Source organism: Streptomyces actinomycinicus, from assembly GCF_016741775.1.
Classification (GTDB): Bacteria; Actinomycetota; Actinomycetes; order Streptomycetales; family Streptomycetaceae; genus Streptomyces; species Streptomyces actinomycinicus.
In genome coordinates this window covers 394,565-414,070 of the sequence record NZ_JAERRK010000006.1, presented here as the reverse complement: position 1 = coordinate 414,070, position 19,506 = coordinate 394,565, and the positions used below count along the sequence as shown (strand labels likewise).

Below are 19,506 nucleotides of genomic sequence, written 5' to 3'. Positions count from 1 at the left end.
GTGCAACCACGCACGCACTGCACCCGCACCCGCACCCGCACCAGCACCGCGCCCGAACGATCCCGAACGAGCCCGAACGAGCCCGGGAACGAGCGAGCGCCCGGGTCGGCCGAAGCCGACCCGGGCGCTGCCCAGCAGGTCAGAGGGGTCACCCCCTCGCCCACAGCCCGTAGGCCCTGTGGGACTCGAACCCACAACCAATGGATTAAAAGTCCACTGCTCTGCCAATTGAGCTAAGGGCCCAGGCGATGTTGCGTGTCCGAGCATAGCCGGACGAGGCCGTGTCGCCGATCGGGTATCGGGGTCGCGGCCGCGTCGGAGTCGGACGGAGAGGGGAGATGGTCACTTTTCGGCCGGTACCGGATCGGCCTGCGGGGTGCGGGCCAGGAACCAGTGGCGGGCCGAGGCGAGCCACCAGGTGGCCGCGAAGCCGAGGACGACCAGGACGGCGACCGGGGCGTAGTTGAAGGTCGTCCAGGTGATCGGGGAGACCTGGGGGAGCAGGAAGAGGATCGTGATCGCCACCACCCAGGTCACCGAGACCAGTCCGATCGGCCGCGACCAGCGGCCCAGGTGCCAGGGGCCCCGTGCGAAGTCGGCGCCCTTGCGGACCCGGAGGTAGGTCGGGATGACGTACGCGATGTAGAGGCCGATGACCGCGATCGACGTCACCGCCGCGTAGGCCGTCGTGTTGATCAGGTAGGGCAGGCCGAGGGCCAGCGCGCCGGAGGCGGCGAGCCAGACCGCCGCCACGGGCGTCCGGGTGCGCGGGCTGACCGTGTGCCAGACACGGGAGAAGGGCAGCGCGCCGTCCCGCGAAAAGGCGTAGATCATACGGCTGTTGGCGGTGACCGAGGCCATCCCGCAGAAGAGCTGGGCACCGATCACGACCAGCAGCAGCAACTTGCCCGTCGTCGCGCCCAGCGCGTCCAGGAGGATCTGGGCGGGGGGTGCGCCGGTCGGGGACGTCCGCTCCTCGTCGTACGACTGGATCGCGAAGGTGAAGCCGAGCAGGAGGACGAAGCCGGCGATCCAGGAGGTCCAGATCGAGCGGACGATGCCCTTCGGGCCGGCCGTGGCCGCGTCGTGGGTCTCCTCGGTCATGTGGGCGGAGGCGTCGTAGCCGGTGAAGGTGTACTGGGCCATCAGGAGACCGAGGAGCACGACGTACGGACCGCTGCCCCAGCCCGTCTCGTTGACGAAGTGGGTGAAGACGAAGGACGCCGACCGGTGGTGGTCGGGGACCAGGGCCAGCGCGCCGACGATCACCGCCACGCCGAGGACGTGCCACCACACGCTCACGCTGTTCAGCAGCGCCACGATCCGGACGCCGAAGGTGTTCAGCAGGCCGTGCAGCAGGAGGATCGCGGCGAAGAGGAGGACCGTACGGACCGGGGTCACCCGGAAGTCGAACTGGAGGTTCAGGTAGGCACCCAGGAAGGAGGCCGCGCCGAAGTCGATGCCCGCGGTCACGGCGACCTGGCCGAGCACGTTGAACCAGCCCGTGAACCAGGCCCAGGCCGCCGCCGAGCGCGGAGGTGCCAGCCGGTGGGCCCAGAAGTACAGGCCGGCCGAGGTCGGGTAGGCCGAGCAGATTTCGGCCATCGACAGGCCCACGAACAGAGTCATGAGGCCCACGGCCACCCAGCCCCAGGTGATCACCGCGGGCCCGCCGGTGGTCATGCCGAAGAGGTAGAGGGTCAGGCAGCCGGAGAGGACCGAGATGATCGTGAAGGAGACGGCGTAGTTCGAGAACGCCGACATACGGCGGGCGAGGACCTGGGTATAGCCGAGCTGGGCCAGCCGTTCCTCGTCCGAGAGGCCGGGTGTTCCCTGTGTTCCGCTCGCTCTCGCGTCATCTGTCATGCCCCCAGCAATTCCCTCACCGGGGGCGTGACATGCGCCACTCGGGAACCCGGTATGGCTAAAAAATGCCCATGCAGCCCTGCCAGCCGGTCCCGATCTTCACGCGCGCCGCGCACGAACCCCTGCCGTCGCCGGTCTGGCGGTACAGGTCCCCGGCGCCGTCCCGCGCGACCAGGTCCTTCCTGCCGTCACCGGTGATGCCCGGCCCCGGCGACCGCGTCGTACGAGACCACCAGTGCGACGATCCCCTTGTCCGCCGGAAACGCCGGAAACGCCGGAAGGGCCCGTACGACCGGAGTCGTACGGGCCCTTCGTCAGCTCACTCGGTGTCAGCCGTTGCGCCTACGGCGCGGCTTGTCGTGTCAGCCGTTGCGCTTCCAGCGCGGCTTGTCGTCGCGGCGGCCGAAGGAGCCGGTGCCGCGGTGGTCGTCACGGCGGCCGTAGGGGCGCTCGTGACCACCGGTACGGAAGCCCGGGCGGTCGTCGCGGCGGTCACGGTTGAACGGACGGTCGCTGCCCCGGTGCCCGCCGCGCTCGTCCCGGCGGAAGCCGCCACGGTCGTCGCGACGCTCGAAGCCACGGCCACCGCGGTCGTCACGGCGCTCGAACGGACGGCGCTCGCCCCGGTCGTCGCGACGCTCGAAGGAACGGCCACCGCGGTCACCGCGGTCACCGCGGTCGTCACGGCGCTCGAAGCCACGGCCGCCGCGGTCACCACGGTCGTCACGACGCTCGAAGCCACGGTCACGGTCGAACGGACGACGCTCACCGCGCTCGCCCCGGTCGTCACGGCGCTCGAAGCCACGGCCACCGCGGTCACCACGGTCACCGCGCTCGAAGCCACGGTCACGGTCGAACGGACGACGCTCGCGGCGCTCGTACGGCGCCGAAGCCGCCGGACGCTCCTCGCGCTCGGCCTCGCGCTGGGCCGGCACCTCGGCCACGGCCGCCTCGACCACGGCCTCCGCCGCGGCCGCCTGGGCCTCTGCCACCGCGGTCTCCGGGTCCTCGCCGCGCTCGCGGGCGACCCGGGCGACCAGCCGGTCGGCCTCCTCGCGCAGCTCGGTCGCGCGGCGCTGGGCGCGCTCCAGCTGCTTGGTGAGCTGGGCGACCTCGCGCTCGGCCTGCTGGGCGGCGTTGCCCGCGGACTCGGCCTGGACCTCGGTCATCGAGCGGGCGCCGGTGATCTCGGCGACCTCCGGGTCGAAGGCGGCACCGCCCTGGATGATGTGGCGGGCCGCGTCGACGCCGGCGTCCTCCATCAGGCGGAAGATCTGGCGGCGCTGGTGCGGCAGCGACAGGGAGACGACCGTGCCGGTGCGGCCGGCGCGAGCGGTGCGGCCGGCGCGGTGCAGGTAGTCCTTGTGGTCGCCGGCCGGGTCCACGTTCAGGACCAGGTCGATGCCGTCGACGTGGATGCCGCGCGCGGCGACGTCGGTGGCGACCAGGACGTTGACGTAGCCGTCCTTGAAGTCGGCCAGGGTGCGGGTGCGCGCGCCCTGGGTCATGCCGCCGTGCAGCGCGTCGGCCTTCACACCGGCGTCGCGCAGCTGCTCGGCGACGCGGTCGGCGCCCAGCTGGGTGCGGACGAAGATGATCGTGCGGCCCTTGCGGGAGGCGATCGCGGCGGTGACCGGTGCCTTGTCCTTGGGCTTCACGATGAGGATGTGGTGCGACATGGTCGTCACCGCGCCCTGCGCCGCGTCCACCTCGTGGGAGACGGGGTTGGTCAGGTAGCGGTCGACGAGGGTCTGGATCTCGTTCTCCATCGTGGCGGAGAAGAGCATGCGCTGGCCGCCGGCCGGCACCTGGTCGAGCAGCTCGGTGACCTCGGGCAGGAAGCCCAGGTCGGACATCTGGTCGGCCTCGTCCAGGACGGCGATCTGCACGTCCTCCAGGGAGCAGGCGCCGCGGTTGATGATGTCGCGCAGGCGGCCCGGGGTGGCGACGAGGACGTCGACGCCGCGCTCCAGGGCGTAGATCTGGTTGCCCATCGACGTGCCGCCGCAGACGACCTTCATCTTCAGGCCGAGGACGTCACCGTAGGGCTGGAGGGCGTCGGCGACCTGCATGGCCAGCTCGCGGGTCGGGGTGAGGATGACCGCGCGGGGCCGCTTCTTCTCGGTGCGGCCGCCGGCCAGCGTGGCCAGGGTCGGCAGGCCGAAGGAGAGGGTCTTGCCGGAGCCGGTGCGGCCACGGCCGAGGATGTCCTTGCCGACCAGGGCGTCCGGGATGGTCGCGGCCTGGATCGGGAAGGGGGTCGTCACGCCGTTCTGCGCGAGCTTGCGCACAACGCCCTCGGGGAGGCCGAGGTCGGCGAAGGTGGTCTGGGGGGTGGTGTCAGCGGCCTCGGGGGCCTCGGTGACCTCGGACGTCACGTCGACGAGTTCGTTCTCGTTCTCGGACACGACGATCTGGTCAGTACTGGACACGGACATGCGAATGCGAAACCTTCCGGAGTCTCTTCGGCACGCGCCCGTCAACTCCGTGAATCGCTCACGACCGCCTCAATGCGGTCCGCCACGGCAAAGGAGAGTACGCGCCACACGGCGCGCTCTGTGGTGGCGCCGGGCAAATGGGATCAAACGATCTACCACCATACGCACTCACCACCCCCAAAGGCAAACCGAGCACCGCCCCCGCCCCCACCGCACCCCCTCAGCGGCACGGGGGACTACGCAAGCACCCACCCCGAGCCGACCCCTCAGGGGCGCAAAAAACTGCGCGGACCCCGCCGCGAACCGACAGCCGAGCAACCCCCTGAGGGGCACGGTGAACTGCGCGAACACCCACCGCACACCCGCAGCCGAGCACCACCAGGGGCGCGGGGAACTGAGCGAACGCCCTCACGCAGCCGCAGCCGGTGGCCGGCCTGTGCCCGGCACGCGCCCCGCACGGCCGTGCGAGGGACGTCACACCGCCACCCCCGCCGCGGGCGCCGGCTCCCGCTGCACCAGCTGCGGCTCCGTCTCCTCGTGAGCCGAGGACGACGGCTCGGCCGACGGCGGCTCCGAGACCGGCGGCGGTGTGGAGGCCGGCGGCTCGGGCGGCGGGGTGGAGGCCGGCGGCGTCGGCGGCACCGCACTCGGCTCCGGCTCCCCCGGCTTCTCGGTCCTGCCCGGCTTCGCCGGGACCGCGGAGGCGCTGCCCGCACGGGACGGACGGGCCGACGCCGAGACCGGCTTCCCCGGCTTCTTCTTGCGGCCGTGCCCGTGCTTGCCGTCGGCCGCTGCCTCCTCGTGTCCGAGATCACCCACCCCGGCCACCGGGCCGCCGTCGGGCGCCTCGCCGCCCCGCTGCCCCGCCGAGTGGACGGGCCGGGCCCGGCCCGCATCGTCACCCACGTTCACACAGCCGGCGGCGGCGGTCACGGCCAGCGCCGCCACGGCGAGACGGACGGGTACGTACAAGGGGCGCACGGCGGCCACCTCCGGGGCAAGGAAAGGAGTCGACATGCCCAACTCCCGCCGCCCGCAAGAAGACACGCGCCGTGTTCGAACAGCCGCTCAGCCGTAACCGAGGGCGTGCAGCCGGGCGTCGTCGATGCCGAAGTGGTGGGCGATCTCGTGCACCACGGTCACCTCGGTCTCCGCGACGACGTCCGCACGGGACTCGCACATCCTGAGCGTGGGCCCCCGGTAGACGGTGATCCGGTCCGGCAGCACACCGGCGTACCACTCGCCCCGGTCGGTCAACGGGGTCCCCTCGTACAGCCCGAGCAGCTCGGGGTCGTCGGCCGGCGGTTCGTCCTCCACGAACACCGCCACGTTGTCCATGAGCCGTGTCAGCTCCGGCGGGATCCGGTCGAGCGCCTCGGCGACCAGCTCCTCGAACTCCTCGCGCGTCATCTCCAGCACACCGACATTGTCGGGCACGCACGGCCCGTACGAGAGAGCGGAACCGTCGCATATCCGCGCCGGGACATGGGCATACGGGACCAATGGCCCGCGTCCCCGTCGCAGCCCTGAGCACCCTGCTGAACCGGATCCACCCGCGCAACCGCCCCGCCCGCCCGCTCCCCGACCTCGAACTCGCCACCCGCCCCCGGCCGTGGCTGCGCGCCCTCGGGCTCACCACGGTGGTCCTCGTCGGCGCCTGGCTGGGCCTGCTGATCGTCGGCAATGTCCGGGCCCCGGTCGGACCCATGGACACGACGATGGCGCTGCGCCCCTCCCTCACCGGCGGCACGAAGATCAACGTCTCCCCGCTGGGCGCACTCACCCTGGACAGCCATGTGGCGCCGGTCCGCCTGGACGTCAACGTCGACCAGCTGGACCCGCTGCGCGCCCAGGCCCTGGTCGACCACCCCGAGCGGATCTCCGGCATCCAGGACGAGGTGGCCCGGGACGTCGAGCACGGCACGCTCGACCTGGCCGTACGCTCCGGCGTCGCCGTGGTCTCCGGGGCCACGGCCCTGGGTCTCGCCGTCTACCGGCGCCCGCGCCGGGCCCTGGCCGCCGGCGGGCTCGCGCTCGCCCTGCTGGCCGCCTCCGGCGCGTCGGCGTACGCCACCTGGAACCCGAAGTCGGTCCTGGAGCCGAGGTTCTCCGGGCTGCTCAGCTCGGCACCCTCGGTGGTCGGCAACGCCCGCAGCATCGTCACGGAGTTCGACGTCTACCAGAAGGAGCTGGCGCGCCTGGTGACGAACGTGACGAAGCTCTACGACGTCACGTCCACGCTCCCGGCCTACCGGCCCGACCCCTCCACCATCCGGGTCCTGCACGTGTCGGACATCCACCTCAACCCGGCGAGCTGGAAGATCGTCGGCTCACTGGTGGAGCAGTACAAGGTGGACGTGATCGTCGACTCCGGCGACACGATGGACCACGGCGCGGCGGCGGAGAACGGCTTCCTGGACCCGGTCCGGGACCTGGGCGTGCCGTACGTGTGGGTGCGGGGCAACCACGACTCGCGGACCACCCAGCGCTATCTGGAGCGCATGGAGAACGTGCACGTCCTGGACGACGGCCGGGCGGAGACGGTCGCCGGACTGCGGTTCGCGGGCATGGGCGATCCGCAGTTCACGCCCGACCGCTCGGTGGTGCCCGGCGGTGACGCGTCCGAGCGGCTGGCGGGCGACCGGCTGGCCAGCGCCCTGCGCGACCAGCGGGCGGCCGGCACCCCGGTGGACGTGGCGGTCGCGCACGAGCCGTCGGCCGCCAGGGAGACGGACGGCTTGGTCCCGCTGGCGCTCTGCGGCCACCTGCACCACGAAGGGACGGAGATGCTGCCGTTCGGCACCCGGCTGCGGATGGAGGGCTCGACCGGCGGCAGCGGGCTGCGGGCCGTGGAGCGCAAGTACCCCGCTCCGATCGAGGCCTCGATCCTCTACTTCGACCGGGACAGCCGCCGGCTCCAGGCCTGGGACGCGATCAGGCTGGGGGGCCTCGGTCTCACGACAGCCGAGGTCAGCCGCCATCTGGCGGAGGAGAACCAGCCCGGTGCCGCCGGTGTCTCCCCCTCCCCGCCCCGCGCCTCCTCCAGCACCTCGCCGTAAACCGTTTTGGCGATACCCCTCGCCATCCCATATGCTTCTCACGTCCCCGACGCGCTGAGAAGCGCCCAGGCGGGCCGATAGCCCTCATCGTCTAGCGGCCTAGGACGCCGCCCTTTCAAGGCGGTAGCACGGGTTCGAATCCCGTTGGGGGCACGCAACACCGTGTGCGACACTGTTGCACGCACGCTTGGTCCTGTGGAGCAGTTTGGAGTGCTCGCCACCCTGTCAAGGTGGAGGCCGCGGGTTCAAATCCCGTCAGGACCGCTGGTGTTTCACGTGAAACACCGTGGCTGGGTAGCTCAGTTGGTACGAGCGTCCGCCTGAAAAGCGGAAGGTCGCCGGTTCGACCCCGGCCCCAGCCACAAGAACGAAACCCCCCTCCCGAGCAGTCGGAGGGGGGTTTCGTCGTTCCCGGAAACCCTGAGGGGGGTTCTTGAGACAGATCGCCAGAGGCATGGTCACGGCCGGCGCCGTCCTCGTCGCCACGCTCACCCTGCCCGGCACCGCCCACGCCGCGGGACCGAACGTCAAGGAAGCGACCAGCAACCAGTCCGACTGGTCCGTCCTGGACGTACGGCTGAACTACAGCGGCGGGATCGACAAGATCACGGCCAGGCTCCGCCCGGTCGGCAGCAGTGACACGGACGAGCCCGTGGCCACGATCAGCGACTTCACCAAGCGGTACGAGTACAGCTCGTGGGACGCCGTCTGGGCCTCCCAGCCGATCCACCTGGACACCCTCGGCGACTACACCGTCGACATCGAGGCCACGGAGAGCGACGGCGAGACCACCGTCGAGAAGAACGCGGGCACGCTGCACTACCAGAAGCAGCCCGTCTTCACCGGCTTCGCCGTCACGCCGGCCGAACCGGACATAGAGCACCAGACCTTCACCGCCGGCGGCGACATGGTCGTCCGCGACCCCAGCACCCGCGAGACCGTGCCGCTGCCCGGCGCCACCGTGAACCTCACGTTCGACGGGGGGAGCGCGGAGGCGACCGCCGTCACGGACGAGGCCGGTCACTTCTCCGCCCCGCACCGGCTGGCCCAGAGCGGCTGGGTCTTCGCCGACTACAACGGCGGGCTGGGCTTCGCCGCGAGCCCCTGGATCGATGTCCGGCCGAAGGCCGCGCCGACCCGGCTGGTCCTCGACAAGAGCAGCTTCCATGTCACGGCCGGCGACAAGGTCGACGTCACCGGCACGCTCCAGTACCAGATTGGCGAGGAGTGGAAGCCGCTCCCCGGCATCCCGCTGGAGATGGACTACAAGGAGTGCACCACCTGCAGCCCGGTCGGCACGACCACCGACGCGAACGGCCGCTTCTCCTTCGTGCGGACCCCGTACGGCCCCAAGAGCGTCTACGAGGTGACCTTCGCGTCGTACACGCCCTTCGCCCAGCACAGCACGGCCGACATCACCGTGGCGGTCACCGCGACGACGAAGTTCAGCGAGTTCACCGCTCAGCTGGACAAGTACGCACAGCTCGACGTCACCGGCAGTGTCGACCTGGTCGGGCGCGACACCAATGACCGGATCGCCGTCGACATCCAGTACTCGCCCGACGGCAAGACGGGCTGGACCACCAAGAAGACCGTGCAGACCAGCAACGGCGCCCAGTTCGTCGTCGAGGAGCTGCCGGGTTACCCGGACGGCTACTGGCGACTGCACTACGCCGGCTCCACCACCAAGGACATCAAGGGTGGTGTCAGCAACAGCCTGCACCGCTACCGGGCCCTCACCCGGGTCAAGGACGCCAACGCCTCCCCCGAGCCGGTGACCAAGGGCCGGACGATCACCGTGAAGGGCGTGCTCCAGGAACGCGCGGCCGGCTCCTCCACGTGGAAGGCGTACGGCGCCAAGAAGGTGCAGATCCTCTTCCGGCCCAAGGGCGCGAAGACCTGGTACGTGATGTCCACGGTCACCTCGAAGAGCAACGGCTCCTTCAGCAAGGGCTTCACGGCCCGGCAGGACGGCACCTGGGTGCCCGTCTTCCTCTATCCCGACAGCAAGCACTTCGTGGGCAGCGGCAGGGAAGACTACGTCGACGTCCGGTGACCTTGGCACCACGCTCGCCCGGCGCTACGTTCAGGCTGATCGAGCGTGGTGTTCGGCGGTGGGGGAGACATGAGCCGGGACGAGGCCAGAGCCATTCGGGATACCGACCTGGAGAAGGACCGGGCCCGCTACGGGCTGCTCGCGGTCGTCATCAGCAACCTTGCGATCGCCGGAGTGGCGATCTTCGGCGTGTGGCAGCTCCACGGCGACAAGGCGGTGATCGTCGGCATCCTCACCGCCGCCTTCACCGCGGTGAGCAGCATGACCACCGCCTACCTGGGCATCAAGGCCGTCTCCAACACGGCGAGGTCCATCGCCCTCGGCGACGGTCCCGCCCGCCGGTACACCGAGCCGGCCCCGCCCGCGCCGCCGGCCCAGCGCACCCCCTAGCCGGGGCGGTGGCCCAACGGCGGCCGTCGTCAAATCGTTCGCGTCTTTTTCGGCCGGGGTGAGATCCTGGATCGCGTATGTCTACGCATCCCGCCCCCGCCCTCGGCGCCCTCGCCCCCCGTCTGACCGAGCTGTCACTGCGCGACGCGCACCGGCTCGGCCGGCGGCTGGAGGGCGCGCGCAAGATCCGCAAGCCGGAGGCACGCGCCGCCGTTCTCGCCGAGATCGACGCCGAGATCGGCAAGGCCGAGGTCCGGATGGCCGAGCGGCGCTCCCGCATGCCGGCCGTCAGCTACCCCGAGCAGTTGCCCGTCAGCCAGAAGAAGGACGAGATCGCGGCGGCCATCCGTGATCACCAGGTCGTCATCGTCGCCGGTGAGACCGGGTCCGGCAAGACGACCCAGATCCCGAAGATCTGCATGGAGCTGGGCCGCGGGGTCCGCGGGATGATCGGGCACACCCAGCCCCGTCGTATCGCCGCCCGTACCGTCGCCGAGCGCGTCGCGGAGGAGCTGAGGACCCCCCTCGGCGAGACCGTCGGCTGGAAGGTCCGCTTCACCGACCAGGTGAACCCGGACGCCACCTACGTCAAGCTGATGACGGACGGCATCCTGCTCGCCGAGATCCAGACCGACCGCGAGCTGCGCGCCTACGACACGATCATCATCGACGAGGCCCACGAGCGGTCCCTCAACATCGACTTCCTGCTGGGCTACCTGGCCCAGCTGCTGCCCAAGCGCCCGGACCTGAAGGTCGTCATCACCTCGGCGACCATCGACCCGGAGCGTTTCTCACGGCACTTCGGGGACGCCCCGATCATCGAGGTCAGCGGGCGGACCTACCCGGTGGAGGTGCGCTACCGCCCGCTCCTCGAAGAGGATTCCGAGGACGCCGACCGGGACCAGATCACCGCCATCACCGACGCCGTCGAGGAGCTGATGGGGGAGGGACAGGGCGACATCCTCGTCTTCCTCTCCGGTGAGCGGGAGATCCGGGACACCGCGGACGCCCTGGAGAAGAAGAAGTACAGGTTCACCGAGGTGCTCCCCCTGTACGCCCGGCTGTCCCACGCCGAGCAGCACCGGGTCTTCCAGCCGCACACCGGACGCAGGATCGTTCTGGCGACCAACGTCGCCGAGACCTCCCTGACCGTCCCCGGCATCAAGTACGTCATCGACCCCGGCTTCGCCCGGATCAGCCGCTACAGCCACCGCACCAAGGTGCAGCGGCTGCCGATCGAGCCGGTCTCGCAGGCCAGCGCCAACCAGCGCAAGGGCCGCTGCGGCCGTACGTCCGACGGCATCTGCATCCGGCTGTACTCCGAGGACGACTTCCTCGCCCGCCCTGAGTTCACCGACGCGGAGATCCTCCGCACCAACCTGGCCTCCGTCATCCTGCAGATGACCGCGGCCGGCCTGGGCGAGATCGAGAAGTTCCCCTTCATCGACCCGCCGGACCACCGCAACATCCGCGACGGCGTGCAGCTGCTGCAAGAACTGGGCGCGCTGGACCCGGCCCAGAAGGACGTCCGCAAGCGGCTCACGGACACCGGCCGCAAGCTGGCCCAGCTGCCCGTCGACCCGCGCCTGGCCCGCATGGTCCTGGAGGCCGACAAGAACGACTGCGTCCGCGAGGTCATGGTCATCGCCGCCGCGCTGTCCATCCAGGACCCGCGCGAGCGGCCGGCCGACAAGCAGACCCAGGCCGACCAGCAGCACGCCCGCTTCAAGGACGAGACCAGCGACTTCCTGGCCTATCTGAACCTGTGGCGGTACGTCCGCGAGCAGCAGAAGGAGCGGGGCTCCAGCTCGTTCCGCCGGATGTGCAAGCAGGAGTACCTCAACTTCCTGCGCATTCGCGAATGGCAGGACATCTACACCCAGCTGCGCACGGTCGCCAAGCAGATGGGCATGCACGTCAGCGAGCCGTCGGCGGGCACGGACGCCCCCGGCGACCGCATCCACGTGTCGCTCCTGGCCGGCCTCCTCTCCCACATCGGGCTGAAGGACGTGAAGGACGGCAACAAGAACGAGTACCTGGGTGCCCGCAACGCGAAATTCGCGATCTTCCCCGGCTCGGCGCTGTTCAAGAAGCAGCCGAAGTTCGTGATGTCGGCCGAGCTGGTGGAGACCTCGCGGCTGTGGGCGCGGGTCAACGCCAAGATCGAGCCCGAGTGGGTCGAGCCGGTCGCCGGGCACCTCCTCAAACGGACGTACAGCGAACCGCACTGGGAGAAGGACCAGGCGGCCGTGATGGCGTACGAGAAGGTCACGCTGTACGGCGTCCCGATCGTCGCCCAGCGGAAGGTGAACTACGGCCGGATCGACCCCGAGGTCTCCCGCGAGCTGTTCATCCGCAACGCGCTCGTGGAGGGCGACTGGCGCACCCACCACAAGTTCTTCGCTGACAATCGCAAACTCCTCAGCGAGGTCGAGGAGCTGGAGCACCGGGCCCGGCGCCGGGACATCGTCGTGGACGACGACACGCTCTTCGACTTCTACGACCAGCGGGTGCCCGAACACGTCGTGTCCGGCGCCCACTTCGACTCCTGGTGGAAGCGGAAGCGGCACGAGCAGCCCGACTTCCTGGACTTCGAGCGCGAGATGCTCATCCGGGAGTCGGCCGAGGCGGTCACCAAGGCCGACTACCCGGACACCTGGCGCCAGGGCGAGCTGAAGTTCCGGGTCACCTACCAGTTCGAGCCGGGCGCGGACGCCGACGGCGTGACCGTCCACGTCCCGCTCCAGGTCCTCAACCAGGTCACCGACGAGGGCTTCGACTGGCAGATCCCGGGCCTGCGCGAGGAGGTCGTGACGGAGCTGATCCGTACCCTCCCCAAGCCGGTCCGCCGCCACTACGTACCGGCGCCGAACTACGCGAAGGCGTTCCTGGAGAAGGCGGTGCCCCTGCAGGAGCCGCTGACGGTCACGATGGCCCGCGAGCTGAAGCGCATGGTCGGCGTCCCCTTCGAGGCGGGCGACTTCGACTGGGCCAAGGTCCCCGACCACCTGAAGGTCACCTTCAGGATCGTGGACGAGCGGCGCCGGAAGCTGGCCGAGGACAAGGACCTGGAGGCGCTGAAGCTGAGCCTGAAGCCCAAGGCCCGCAAGGCCCTCTCGCAGGCCGCGGCGGCCACCGCGTCCCGCGAGGGCGGCGAGTCCCTGGAACGCAGTGGGCTGACCGAGTGGACGATCGGCACGCTCACCCGGGTCTTCGAGACCCGCCGGGCCGGGCAGCCGGTCAAGGCCTACCCGGCGCTGGTGGACGACGGCGACACCGTCTCCGTCCGCCTGTTCGACACGGAGGCCGAGCAGGCGGAGGCCATGTGGAAGGGCACCCGCCGGCTGATCCTGCGCAACATCCCGGTCAACCCGGGCAAGTTCGCCTCGGACAAGCTGACGAACCAGCAGAAGCTCGCCCTGTCCGCGAACCCGCACGGCTCCATGCAGGCCCTGTTCGACGACTGTGCGACGGCCGCGGCGGACAAGCTGATCCAGGACTTCGGCGGGCCGGCGTGGGACGAGGAGTCGCACCGGAAGCTGTACGACAAGGTGCGCGCGGAGATCGTGGACACGACGGTCCGCACGGTCGCCCAGGTGCAGCAGGTCCTGGCCGCCTGGCAGGCCTGTGAGCGCCGTCTGAAGGCCGTGAGCAGCCCGGTGCTGCTCGCCAACCTCACCGACGTCCGCAAGCAGCTGGACGCCCTCGTGAAGCCCGGTTTCGTGACGTGGGCGGGCATACGACGGCTTCCCGACCTGATGCGCTACCTGGTGGCCGCGGACCGGCGCCTGCAGCAGATGCCGACGAACGTCCAGCGGGACACCACCCGCATGGAGAAGGTCCACGAGATGCAGGACGAGTACGCCTGGCTCCTGGAACAGCTCCCCCAGGGCCGGCCGGTCCCCACCTCAGTCCTGGACATCCGCTGGATGCTGGAGGAGCTGCGGGTCAGCTATTTCGCCCACGCGCTGGGCACGGCGTACCCCGTCTCCGACAAGCGGATCGTGAAGGCGATCGACGCGGCCGTACCGTAGTCGATCATGTACGGAGGGTGAGTTCGACCAGGACCCTCACCCTCCTGTACAGTCCTTCTCGCAGCGCAACGCAGCAAGCAAGCGCCGCGAAACCTGGTCCTGTGGAGCAGTTTGGAGTGCTCGCCACCCTGTCAAGGTGGAGGCCGCGGGTTCAAATCCCGTCAGGACCGCATAGAGATCGAGGCCCGCATCCGACAACGGATGCGGGCCTCAGTCGTATCCACGCCCGGAAGCGGGCCTCAGCCGTATCCACACCCATCCCGCCGAGGGCCCTCCCGTCCGTGCGGGGCGCGCGGGGGCGGTGTCGGCGCCCTTGACGGCGTCACATTCCGCCGGTACCCAAGGAACAGAACCCCGTTCCTCCCGTGCGGCCCGGAGGTGGCGTATGGCGGCGTCGGTCAGGCACGAGACGCGGGCGCTTCTGAGGGCGCATCTGTCGGCCGCCTCGTCCTACCGGCACCTCACCCGCCGCTGCCCCGTCTGCCACCGCCTGCTGCGGCTGGCGATGGCCGCCGGTCCGCGCGGCCAGGAGGGCGAGCCGGAGGCCGCCCCCGAGGACGAGAGCCCCCGCACCGCGTGACCCCCGGCCGGCTCAACGGCCGTACGCGCGTGGGACCCTGGGCGAGGCGGATCCAATAGCGCACGGACGGCGCGGGCAACAAGCGCCCAGTCGTGTGACGGGAGTCACCGCATGAGTTTTCAAAACAGCGGTACTTACCCCCTTCCTACAACTGGTCAATTTAATATGTGCAATTGCACCGCTCTCAGGAGTCCCGCACAGCCGTTCCGACAGGCCTCCCCAGAGTCCGACAAGGACGCGCACAGCCCCGCTGGGCGCCCCCGGCCTGCGCACAAAAAAGATCGCGCTGGACCCGGCGGAGTCCAGCGCGATCGACGACGCACCCTGTGAAGCTTGCCTGCAACGTTCTTTCGGCCTGGGCGAGGGCCCTGTTGGGGCAGGTCCCGCGTCGCTTGGAGCTAGGGTTTCGGGCGCCCTGGCCGGTTGGGGGACCGACCGTTCTGCCCGGTTATGAAGTTGTTCAGGCCTCGCTGCGCTGCTGCGGGATACCCGCAAGCAGGGCACGAACCTCGGCCTCGCGGTAGCGGCGGTGCCCGCCGAGCGTACGGATGGAAGTAAGCTTCCCGGCCTTCGCCCACCGCGTGACCGTCTTGGGGTCGACGCGGAACATCGTGGCGACCTCAGCCGGGGTCAGCAGCGGCTCAGCATCAGGGGTGCGAGCGGTCATGAGCGGCCTCCTCGGGAGAACCGAACCTTCTCGGTTCTTTCCTCTAAATTCTGCACCTTGACCCGCGTTGCCCGAAATGGCGGACGCGAGTCGAGTCGGTTATAGGACGAACGGCTTGTCCTCGGCACTACAACTACACCATCTGTCCAGCCCGGTCGGCCAAACCGATGGAATTGCCCTCCCAGGTGTTCATCAGCGACGGAAGCCGATGGACCATGCCATAGCGGACAGTCACGCCACTGTGACGATCAGTCACAGGACGATCAGGAGCCACGAGACCCCCCAAAGCGCGCAATGCCGAGAATCCGCCCGCAGTGGAGCTTAGTTGGACGGAAGGAGACCTCCCCGGACTCCTTGTCCTATTTTGGCACGAGGGGCGGCAAGAGGCGCAAGGGCCAGGTAAGTGCCGTCCATCACCCTTGAGACAAAAGTCCAGATCGGAACCAACGTCCCGTCAAATGGGCAAGTGCCGTAGACCGTACGTGGTTCGCCGCGGTTTGGGCCGTGACGTACGTCACCATGTTCGACTCGGGCGCGCTCAGTTCGCCGAGCGCAGATCCCGTACCGCCCGCCACCGCTCCACCAGCCGACCGTACGCCTCCCCCGCGGCCGTCCCGTCCCCCCGGCGCAGCGCCTCGATCCCGGCGGCCACGTCCGCCGCCGAGTGGTCGTCCTCCAGCTCGCCCGCCGGCAGCACGTGCACCAGGCCGCCGTAGTCCAGCTCCACCAGCGAGCGCGGGTGGAACTCCTCCAGCCAGCGGCCCACGTCCACCAGGCCGTCGACCAGCGGGCCCTCCTCGACGGTGTCCTTCAGGGTGCGCAGCGCCCGCGCCACCCGGCGCCTGGCCTGCACCATGGGCGTGCGGTAGCGCAGCAGCGGGGGCACCTCGGCGGTCCCCTTGTCGTACCGCCGCTCCTCGTCCGAGACCAGCACGAACCAGTTCAGCGGCACCTGCCAGGTCGCGGTGCGGATCCACGGGCGGGCGTCGGGGTTGCGGGCGAGCCAGCGCTCGTAGTCCTGGGCCGCCTGGTCGCGCACCAGCGGCGGCAGCACCGCGTCCAGCACGGTGGGGGGCAGTTCGTCGGCCAGCTCGTCCAGGGCCAGCCAGCCGCGCAGCCGGGTCCGCCAGGGACACACGCAGACCACCCCGTCGACCTCCAGCACGAAGGCGTCGCCGCTCTCGTGCACCGGCACCGCGACCGGCGGGGTAGGCAGCAAGTCGGCCAGGGAGCGCCGCAGTTCGTCCTGGTAGGTGGGGCGGTCGGGGCGGCGGGCGTAGCGCGTCCAGTGGCTGCGCTCCGGTTCCGGGAAGGCGCCCAGCGGCTCGTACACACGCAGGTACGCGGCATAGGGGACGACCACGGAGGACACCTTCGGCACGCCTGCTCCCTCCCCATCGGACCCGGCTCGAAACCCTTGCAAATCGTCCCACGCCCCTACGTGCACGAGAGGCGCGCAAGAGTGATCCTGAACACTGCGCGGATGGTGGTCGTGCCGAGGCTCTACGCTCATGCCACGGCACCCCGCCACCCGCACGGGGTCCGACCCCACTCGCCGCTATTTACACAGGAGTCACCACAGTGACCGACGTAACCGGCGCGCCTGCTGATGTCCTGCACACCCTGTTCCACTCGGAGCAGGGCGGCCATGAGCAGGTTGTGCTCTGTCAGGATCAGGCCACCGGCCTGAAGGCCGTGATCGCCATCCACTCCACCGCCCTGGGCCCGGCCCTCGGCGGCACCCGCTACTACCCGTACGCCACCGAGGCCGAGGCCGTGGCCGACGCCCTCAACCTGGCACGCGGGATGTCGTACAAGAACGCCATGGCCGGGCTCGACCACGGCGGCGGCAAGGCCGTGATCATCGGCGACCCCGAGCGCGACAAGACCGAGGACCTGCTCCTCGCCTACGGGCGCATGGTCGCCTCGCTCGGCGGGCGCTACGTCACCGCGTGCGACGTCGGCACGTACGTCGCCGACATGGACGTCGTGGCCCGTGAGTGCCGCTGGACCACCGGCCGCTCCCCGGAGAACGGCGGCGCCGGCGACTCCTCCGTGCTCACCGCCTTCGGCGTCTACCAGGGCATGCGCGCCTCCGCCCAGCACCTGTGGGGCGACCCGCTGCTGCGGGGCCGCAAGGTCGGTGTGGCCGGTGTCGGCAAGGTCGGCCACCACCTGGTGCGGCACCTGCGCGACGAGGGCGCCGAGGTCGTGATCACGGACGTGCGCGCGGACGCCGTCCAGCGGATCCTCGACCAGTACCCGGAGGGCGTGACGGCCGTCGCCGACACCGAGGAGCTGATCCGGGTCGAGGGCCTGGACATCTACGCTCCCTGCGCCCTCGGCGGCGCCCTGAACGACGCCTCCGTCCCGGTCCTCACCGCCAAGGTGGTGTGCGGCGCGGCCAACAACCAGCTCGCCCACCCGGGCGTCGAGAAGGACCTCGCGGACCGGGGGATCCTCTACGCGCCGGACTACGTGGTGAACGCCGGCGGGGTCATCCAGGTCGCGGACGAGCTGCACGGGTTCGACTTCGACCGGTGCAAGGCGAAGGCGTCGAAGATCTTCGACACCACGCTGGCCATATTCGCTCGCGCAAAGGACGACGGTATTCCGCCGGCCGCGGCGGCCGACCGGATCGCCGAGCAGCGGATGGCCGAGGGTCGTGCGCGCGGAGCCGGACACTGACAGCGTCGAACAGGTGAGCGGTACCCGTCGGCGGGAACTTAGAGAGAACTCTCACTTCCACCGGCGGGTCGTTCCCCGATAAGTGGTTAAAATCGCCACTGACCAGCGAGGACGGGGCGCCTCGAAGGTGCTGGGCACACGCGCGTGCTGCGGGCGACGTACCGTATGGGCGCGGGCTCAGGTACCGTGGAAGCCCTACGGACCGGCCTCTCCACGGAGAGTCCGTTCCAGATCATGAACGCGTGTCAGACTCTGGGGCCGTCGAGCCCCGTCGTTGAGGGGGTCGAGCCATGGGGCGCGGCCGGGCCAAGGCCAAGCAGGCGAAGGTTGCCCGTCAGCTGAAGTACAACAGCGGTGGGACAGACCTCTCACGCCTGGCCGAGGAGCTGGGCGCATCGACGTCGAACCAGTCGCCTAACAGTGACCGCTTCGAGGACGATGAGCACGACGACGACTTGTATGCACGGTACGCCGACCTCTACGAGGACGACGACGAGGATGAGGACGAGGACCCCTCGCAGCACCGTCGCGGCGCTTGACCTTGCATTGACCCGTCCGGTCGGTGGCAGAGCCACCGACCGGCTTTTGTGCTGTCCGCACGGTCAGACGGCGTAGTCACCCACCAGCTCGGCACCGGTCTCCTTGGCACCGCGCTCGGTGATCTCGCCGGCCACCCACGCCTCGACACCGCGGTCGGCCAGGGTGGCCAGGGCCACCTCCGTGGACTCCGCCGGGACGATCGCCATCATGCCGACGCCCATGTTCAGGGTCTTCTCCAGCTCCAGGCGCTCGACGTTCCCGGTCTTCCCGACCAGGTCGAAGATCGCACCCGGGGTCCAGGTGGACCGGTCGACCACGGCCTGCAGGCCGTCCGGGATCACCCGGGCCAGGTTGGCGGCCAGGCCGCCGCCGGTGATGTGGCTGAACGCGTGCACCTCGGCGGTACGGGTCAGCGCCAGGCAGTCCAGGGAGTAGATCTTCGTGGGCTCGAGCAGTTCCTCGCCGAGGCTGCGGCCCAGCTCGGCGACTTCGGTCTCCAGGGCCAGGCCCGCCGTGTTCAGCAGGACGTGGCGGACCAGGGAGTACCCGTTCGAGTGAAGCCCGGAGGACGCCATGGCGATCACGGTGTCGCCCGTACGGATGCGATCCGCGCCCAGCAGCCGGTCGGCCTCCACCACGCCGGTTCCGGCGCCGGCGACGTCGAAGTCGTCCTCGCCGAGCAGGCCCGGGTGCTCGGCCGTCTCGCCGCCCACCAGGGCGCAGCCGGCCAGCACACAGCCCTCCGCGATGCCCTTCACGATGGCCGCGACGCGCTCGGGGTGGACCTTGCCGACGCAGATGTAGTCCGTCATGAACAGCGGCTCGGCGCCGCACACCACGATGTCGTCCATGACCATGGCGACCAGGTCGTGGCCGATGGTGTCGTAGACGCCCATGCGGCGCGCGATGTCGACCTTCGTGCCGACGCCGTCGGTGGCGGAGGCGAGCAGCGGGCGCTCGTAGCGCTTGAGGGCGGAGGCGTCGAAGAGCCCGGCGAAGCCGCCGAGGCCGCCCAGGACCTCGGGGCGCTGGGTCTTCTTCACCCACTCTTTCATCAGCTCGACGGCGCGGTCACCCGCCTCGATGTCGACGCCCGCCGCTGCGTAGCTGGCACCAGTTCCCGCGTGCGGAGCACGCTGATCGAATTCAGCAGACATGACTGTGAGAGCTTTCGTGTCGTACGCGGGC

Annotated in this window: 14 protein-coding genes and 5 tRNA genes; 11 read left to right on the top strand and 8 right to left on the bottom strand. The window is 70.1% G+C overall.

Annotated elements, in window-relative coordinates:
* Positions 1 to 170 precede the first annotated feature (170 nt).
* From JK359_RS15780 to JK359_RS15760, 5 genes are all read right to left on the bottom strand, one after another.
* Positions 171 to 243 (bottom strand) — tRNA-Lys (locus JK359_RS15780).
* Positions 244 to 342: 99 nt separating this feature from the next.
* Positions 343 to 1,866: an amino acid permease gene (locus JK359_RS15775; RefSeq protein ID WP_201835980.1), complete on the bottom strand. Its 1,524-nt coding sequence runs from the start codon at positions 1,864 to 1,866 to the stop codon at positions 343 to 345.
* Between the two features lie 362 nt (positions 1,867 to 2,228).
* A complete protein-coding gene (locus tag JK359_RS15770; protein ID WP_201835979.1) occupies positions 2,229 to 4,304 on the bottom strand; it encodes a DEAD/DEAH box helicase in 2,076 nt (691 codons plus the stop codon).
* Positions 4,305 to 4,778: 474 nt separating this feature from the next.
* Positions 4,779 to 5,321: a hypothetical protein gene (locus JK359_RS15765; protein WP_236677857.1), complete on the bottom strand. Its 543-nt coding sequence runs from the start codon at positions 5,319 to 5,321 to the stop codon at positions 4,779 to 4,781.
* Positions 5,322 to 5,372: 51 nt separating this feature from the next.
* Positions 5,373 to 5,723 carry a metallopeptidase family protein gene (locus JK359_RS15760; RefSeq protein ID WP_201836066.1) on the bottom strand — a complete coding sequence of 117 codons (351 nt, stop codon included), beginning with the start codon at positions 5,721 to 5,723 and terminating at the stop codon, positions 5,373 to 5,375.
* 83 nt (positions 5,724 to 5,806) lie between these two features.
* Between JK359_RS15760 and JK359_RS15755 the strand changes: the two genes are divergently transcribed.
* The 9 genes from JK359_RS15755 (at position 5,807) to JK359_RS15715 (ending at position 14,423) form a co-directional block, all read left to right on the top strand.
* Positions 5,807 to 7,363, top strand: a complete 1,557-nt coding sequence (locus tag JK359_RS15755; protein WP_201835978.1) for a metallophosphoesterase family protein — start codon at positions 5,807 to 5,809, stop codon at positions 7,361 to 7,363.
* 80 nt (positions 7,364 to 7,443) lie between these two features.
* Positions 7,444 to 7,516, top strand: a tRNA-Glu gene (locus JK359_RS15750).
* A 36-nt stretch (positions 7,517 to 7,552) separates the two neighbouring features.
* Positions 7,553 to 7,627, top strand: a tRNA-Asp gene (locus tag JK359_RS15745).
* Positions 7,628 to 7,651: 24 nt separating this feature from the next.
* Positions 7,652 to 7,725 (top strand) — tRNA-Phe (locus tag JK359_RS15740).
* A 71-nt stretch (positions 7,726 to 7,796) separates the two neighbouring features.
* Positions 7,797 to 9,419, top strand: coding sequence for a carboxypeptidase-like regulatory domain-containing protein (locus JK359_RS15735; RefSeq protein WP_236677856.1), 1,623 nt, complete (start codon positions 7,797 to 7,799; stop codon positions 9,417 to 9,419).
* Between the two features lie 69 nt (positions 9,420 to 9,488).
* The gene (locus JK359_RS15730; RefSeq protein WP_201835975.1) at positions 9,489 to 9,809 is read left to right on the top strand and encodes a hypothetical protein; all 321 of its coding nucleotides are present in this window, start codon (positions 9,489 to 9,491) and stop codon (positions 9,807 to 9,809) included.
* 77 nt (positions 9,810 to 9,886) lie between these two features.
* Complete coding sequence (gene hrpA / locus JK359_RS15725; RefSeq protein ID WP_201835973.1) at positions 9,887 to 13,843, top strand: ATP-dependent RNA helicase HrpA; 3,957 nt, start codon at positions 9,887 to 9,889, stop codon at positions 13,841 to 13,843.
* 95 nt (positions 13,844 to 13,938) lie between these two features.
* Positions 13,939 to 14,013 (top strand) — tRNA-Asp (locus JK359_RS15720).
* Positions 14,014 to 14,228: 215 nt separating this feature from the next.
* Positions 14,229 to 14,423: a DUF6274 family protein gene (locus JK359_RS15715; RefSeq protein WP_201835972.1), complete on the top strand. Its 195-nt coding sequence runs from the start codon at positions 14,229 to 14,231 to the stop codon at positions 14,421 to 14,423.
* 460 nt (positions 14,424 to 14,883) lie between these two features.
* On the opposite strand, the gene bldC is transcribed toward JK359_RS15715, so the two are convergent.
* Together bldC and JK359_RS15705 are read right to left on the bottom strand one after the other, a co-directional pair.
* A complete protein-coding gene (bldC, locus tag JK359_RS15710) occupies positions 14,884 to 15,090 on the bottom strand; it encodes a developmental transcriptional regulator BldC (RefSeq protein ID WP_003949541.1) in 207 nt (68 codons plus the stop codon).
* A 538-nt stretch (positions 15,091 to 15,628) separates the two neighbouring features.
* Positions 15,629 to 16,471, bottom strand: a complete 843-nt coding sequence (locus JK359_RS15705) for a DUF8083 family protein (protein ID WP_201835970.1) — start codon at positions 16,469 to 16,471, stop codon at positions 15,629 to 15,631.
* A gap of 200 nt (positions 16,472 to 16,671) precedes the next feature.
* Here JK359_RS15705 and JK359_RS15700 point away from each other — a divergent pair, with 200 nt between their 5' ends.
* Positions 16,672 to 17,778, top strand: coding sequence for a Leu/Phe/Val dehydrogenase (locus JK359_RS15700; protein WP_201835968.1), 1,107 nt, complete (start codon positions 16,672 to 16,674; stop codon positions 17,776 to 17,778).
* Between the two features lie 290 nt (positions 17,779 to 18,068).
* Positions 18,069 to 18,317: a DUF3073 domain-containing protein gene (locus tag JK359_RS15695; protein ID WP_201835966.1), complete on the top strand. Its 249-nt coding sequence runs from the start codon at positions 18,069 to 18,071 to the stop codon at positions 18,315 to 18,317.
* A 63-nt stretch (positions 18,318 to 18,380) separates the two neighbouring features.
* On the opposite strand, the gene purM is transcribed toward JK359_RS15695, so the two are convergent.
* The gene (gene purM, locus JK359_RS15690; protein WP_201835964.1) at positions 18,381 to 19,475 is read right to left on the bottom strand and encodes a phosphoribosylformylglycinamidine cyclo-ligase; all 1,095 of its coding nucleotides are present in this window, start codon (positions 19,473 to 19,475) and stop codon (positions 18,381 to 18,383) included.
* Positions 19,476 to 19,506: the final 31 nt, after the last annotated feature.

Coding starts and splice junctions, on each gene's coding strand:
- JK359_RS15775 (WP_201835980.1), bottom strand. CDS start 1,866: ATGACAGATGACGCGAGAGCGAGCGGAACACAGGGAACACCCGGCCTC.
- JK359_RS15770 (WP_201835979.1), bottom strand. CDS start 4,304: ATGTCCGTGTCCAGTACTGACCAGATCGTCGTGTCCGAGAACGAGAAC.
- JK359_RS15765 (WP_236677857.1), bottom strand. CDS start 5,321: ATGTCGACTCCTTTCCTTGCCCCGGAGGTGGCCGCCGTGCGCCCCTTG.
- JK359_RS15755 (WP_201835978.1), top strand. CDS start 5,807: ATGGCCCGCGTCCCCGTCGCAGCCCTGAGCACCCTGCTGAACCGGATC.
- JK359_RS15730 (WP_201835975.1), top strand. CDS start 9,489: ATGAGCCGGGACGAGGCCAGAGCCATTCGGGATACCGACCTGGAGAAG.
- hrpA (WP_201835973.1), top strand. CDS start 9,887: ATGTCTACGCATCCCGCCCCCGCCCTCGGCGCCCTCGCCCCCCGTCTG.
- JK359_RS15715 (WP_201835972.1), top strand. CDS start 14,229: ATGGCGGCGTCGGTCAGGCACGAGACGCGGGCGCTTCTGAGGGCGCAT.
- bldC (WP_003949541.1), bottom strand. CDS start 15,090: ATGACCGCTCGCACCCCTGATGCTGAGCCGCTGCTGACCCCGGCTGAG.
- JK359_RS15695 (WP_201835966.1), top strand. CDS start 18,069: ATGGGGCGCGGCCGGGCCAAGGCCAAGCAGGCGAAGGTTGCCCGTCAG.
- purM (WP_201835964.1), bottom strand. CDS start 19,475: ATGTCTGCTGAATTCGATCAGCGTGCTCCGCACGCGGGAACTGGTGCC.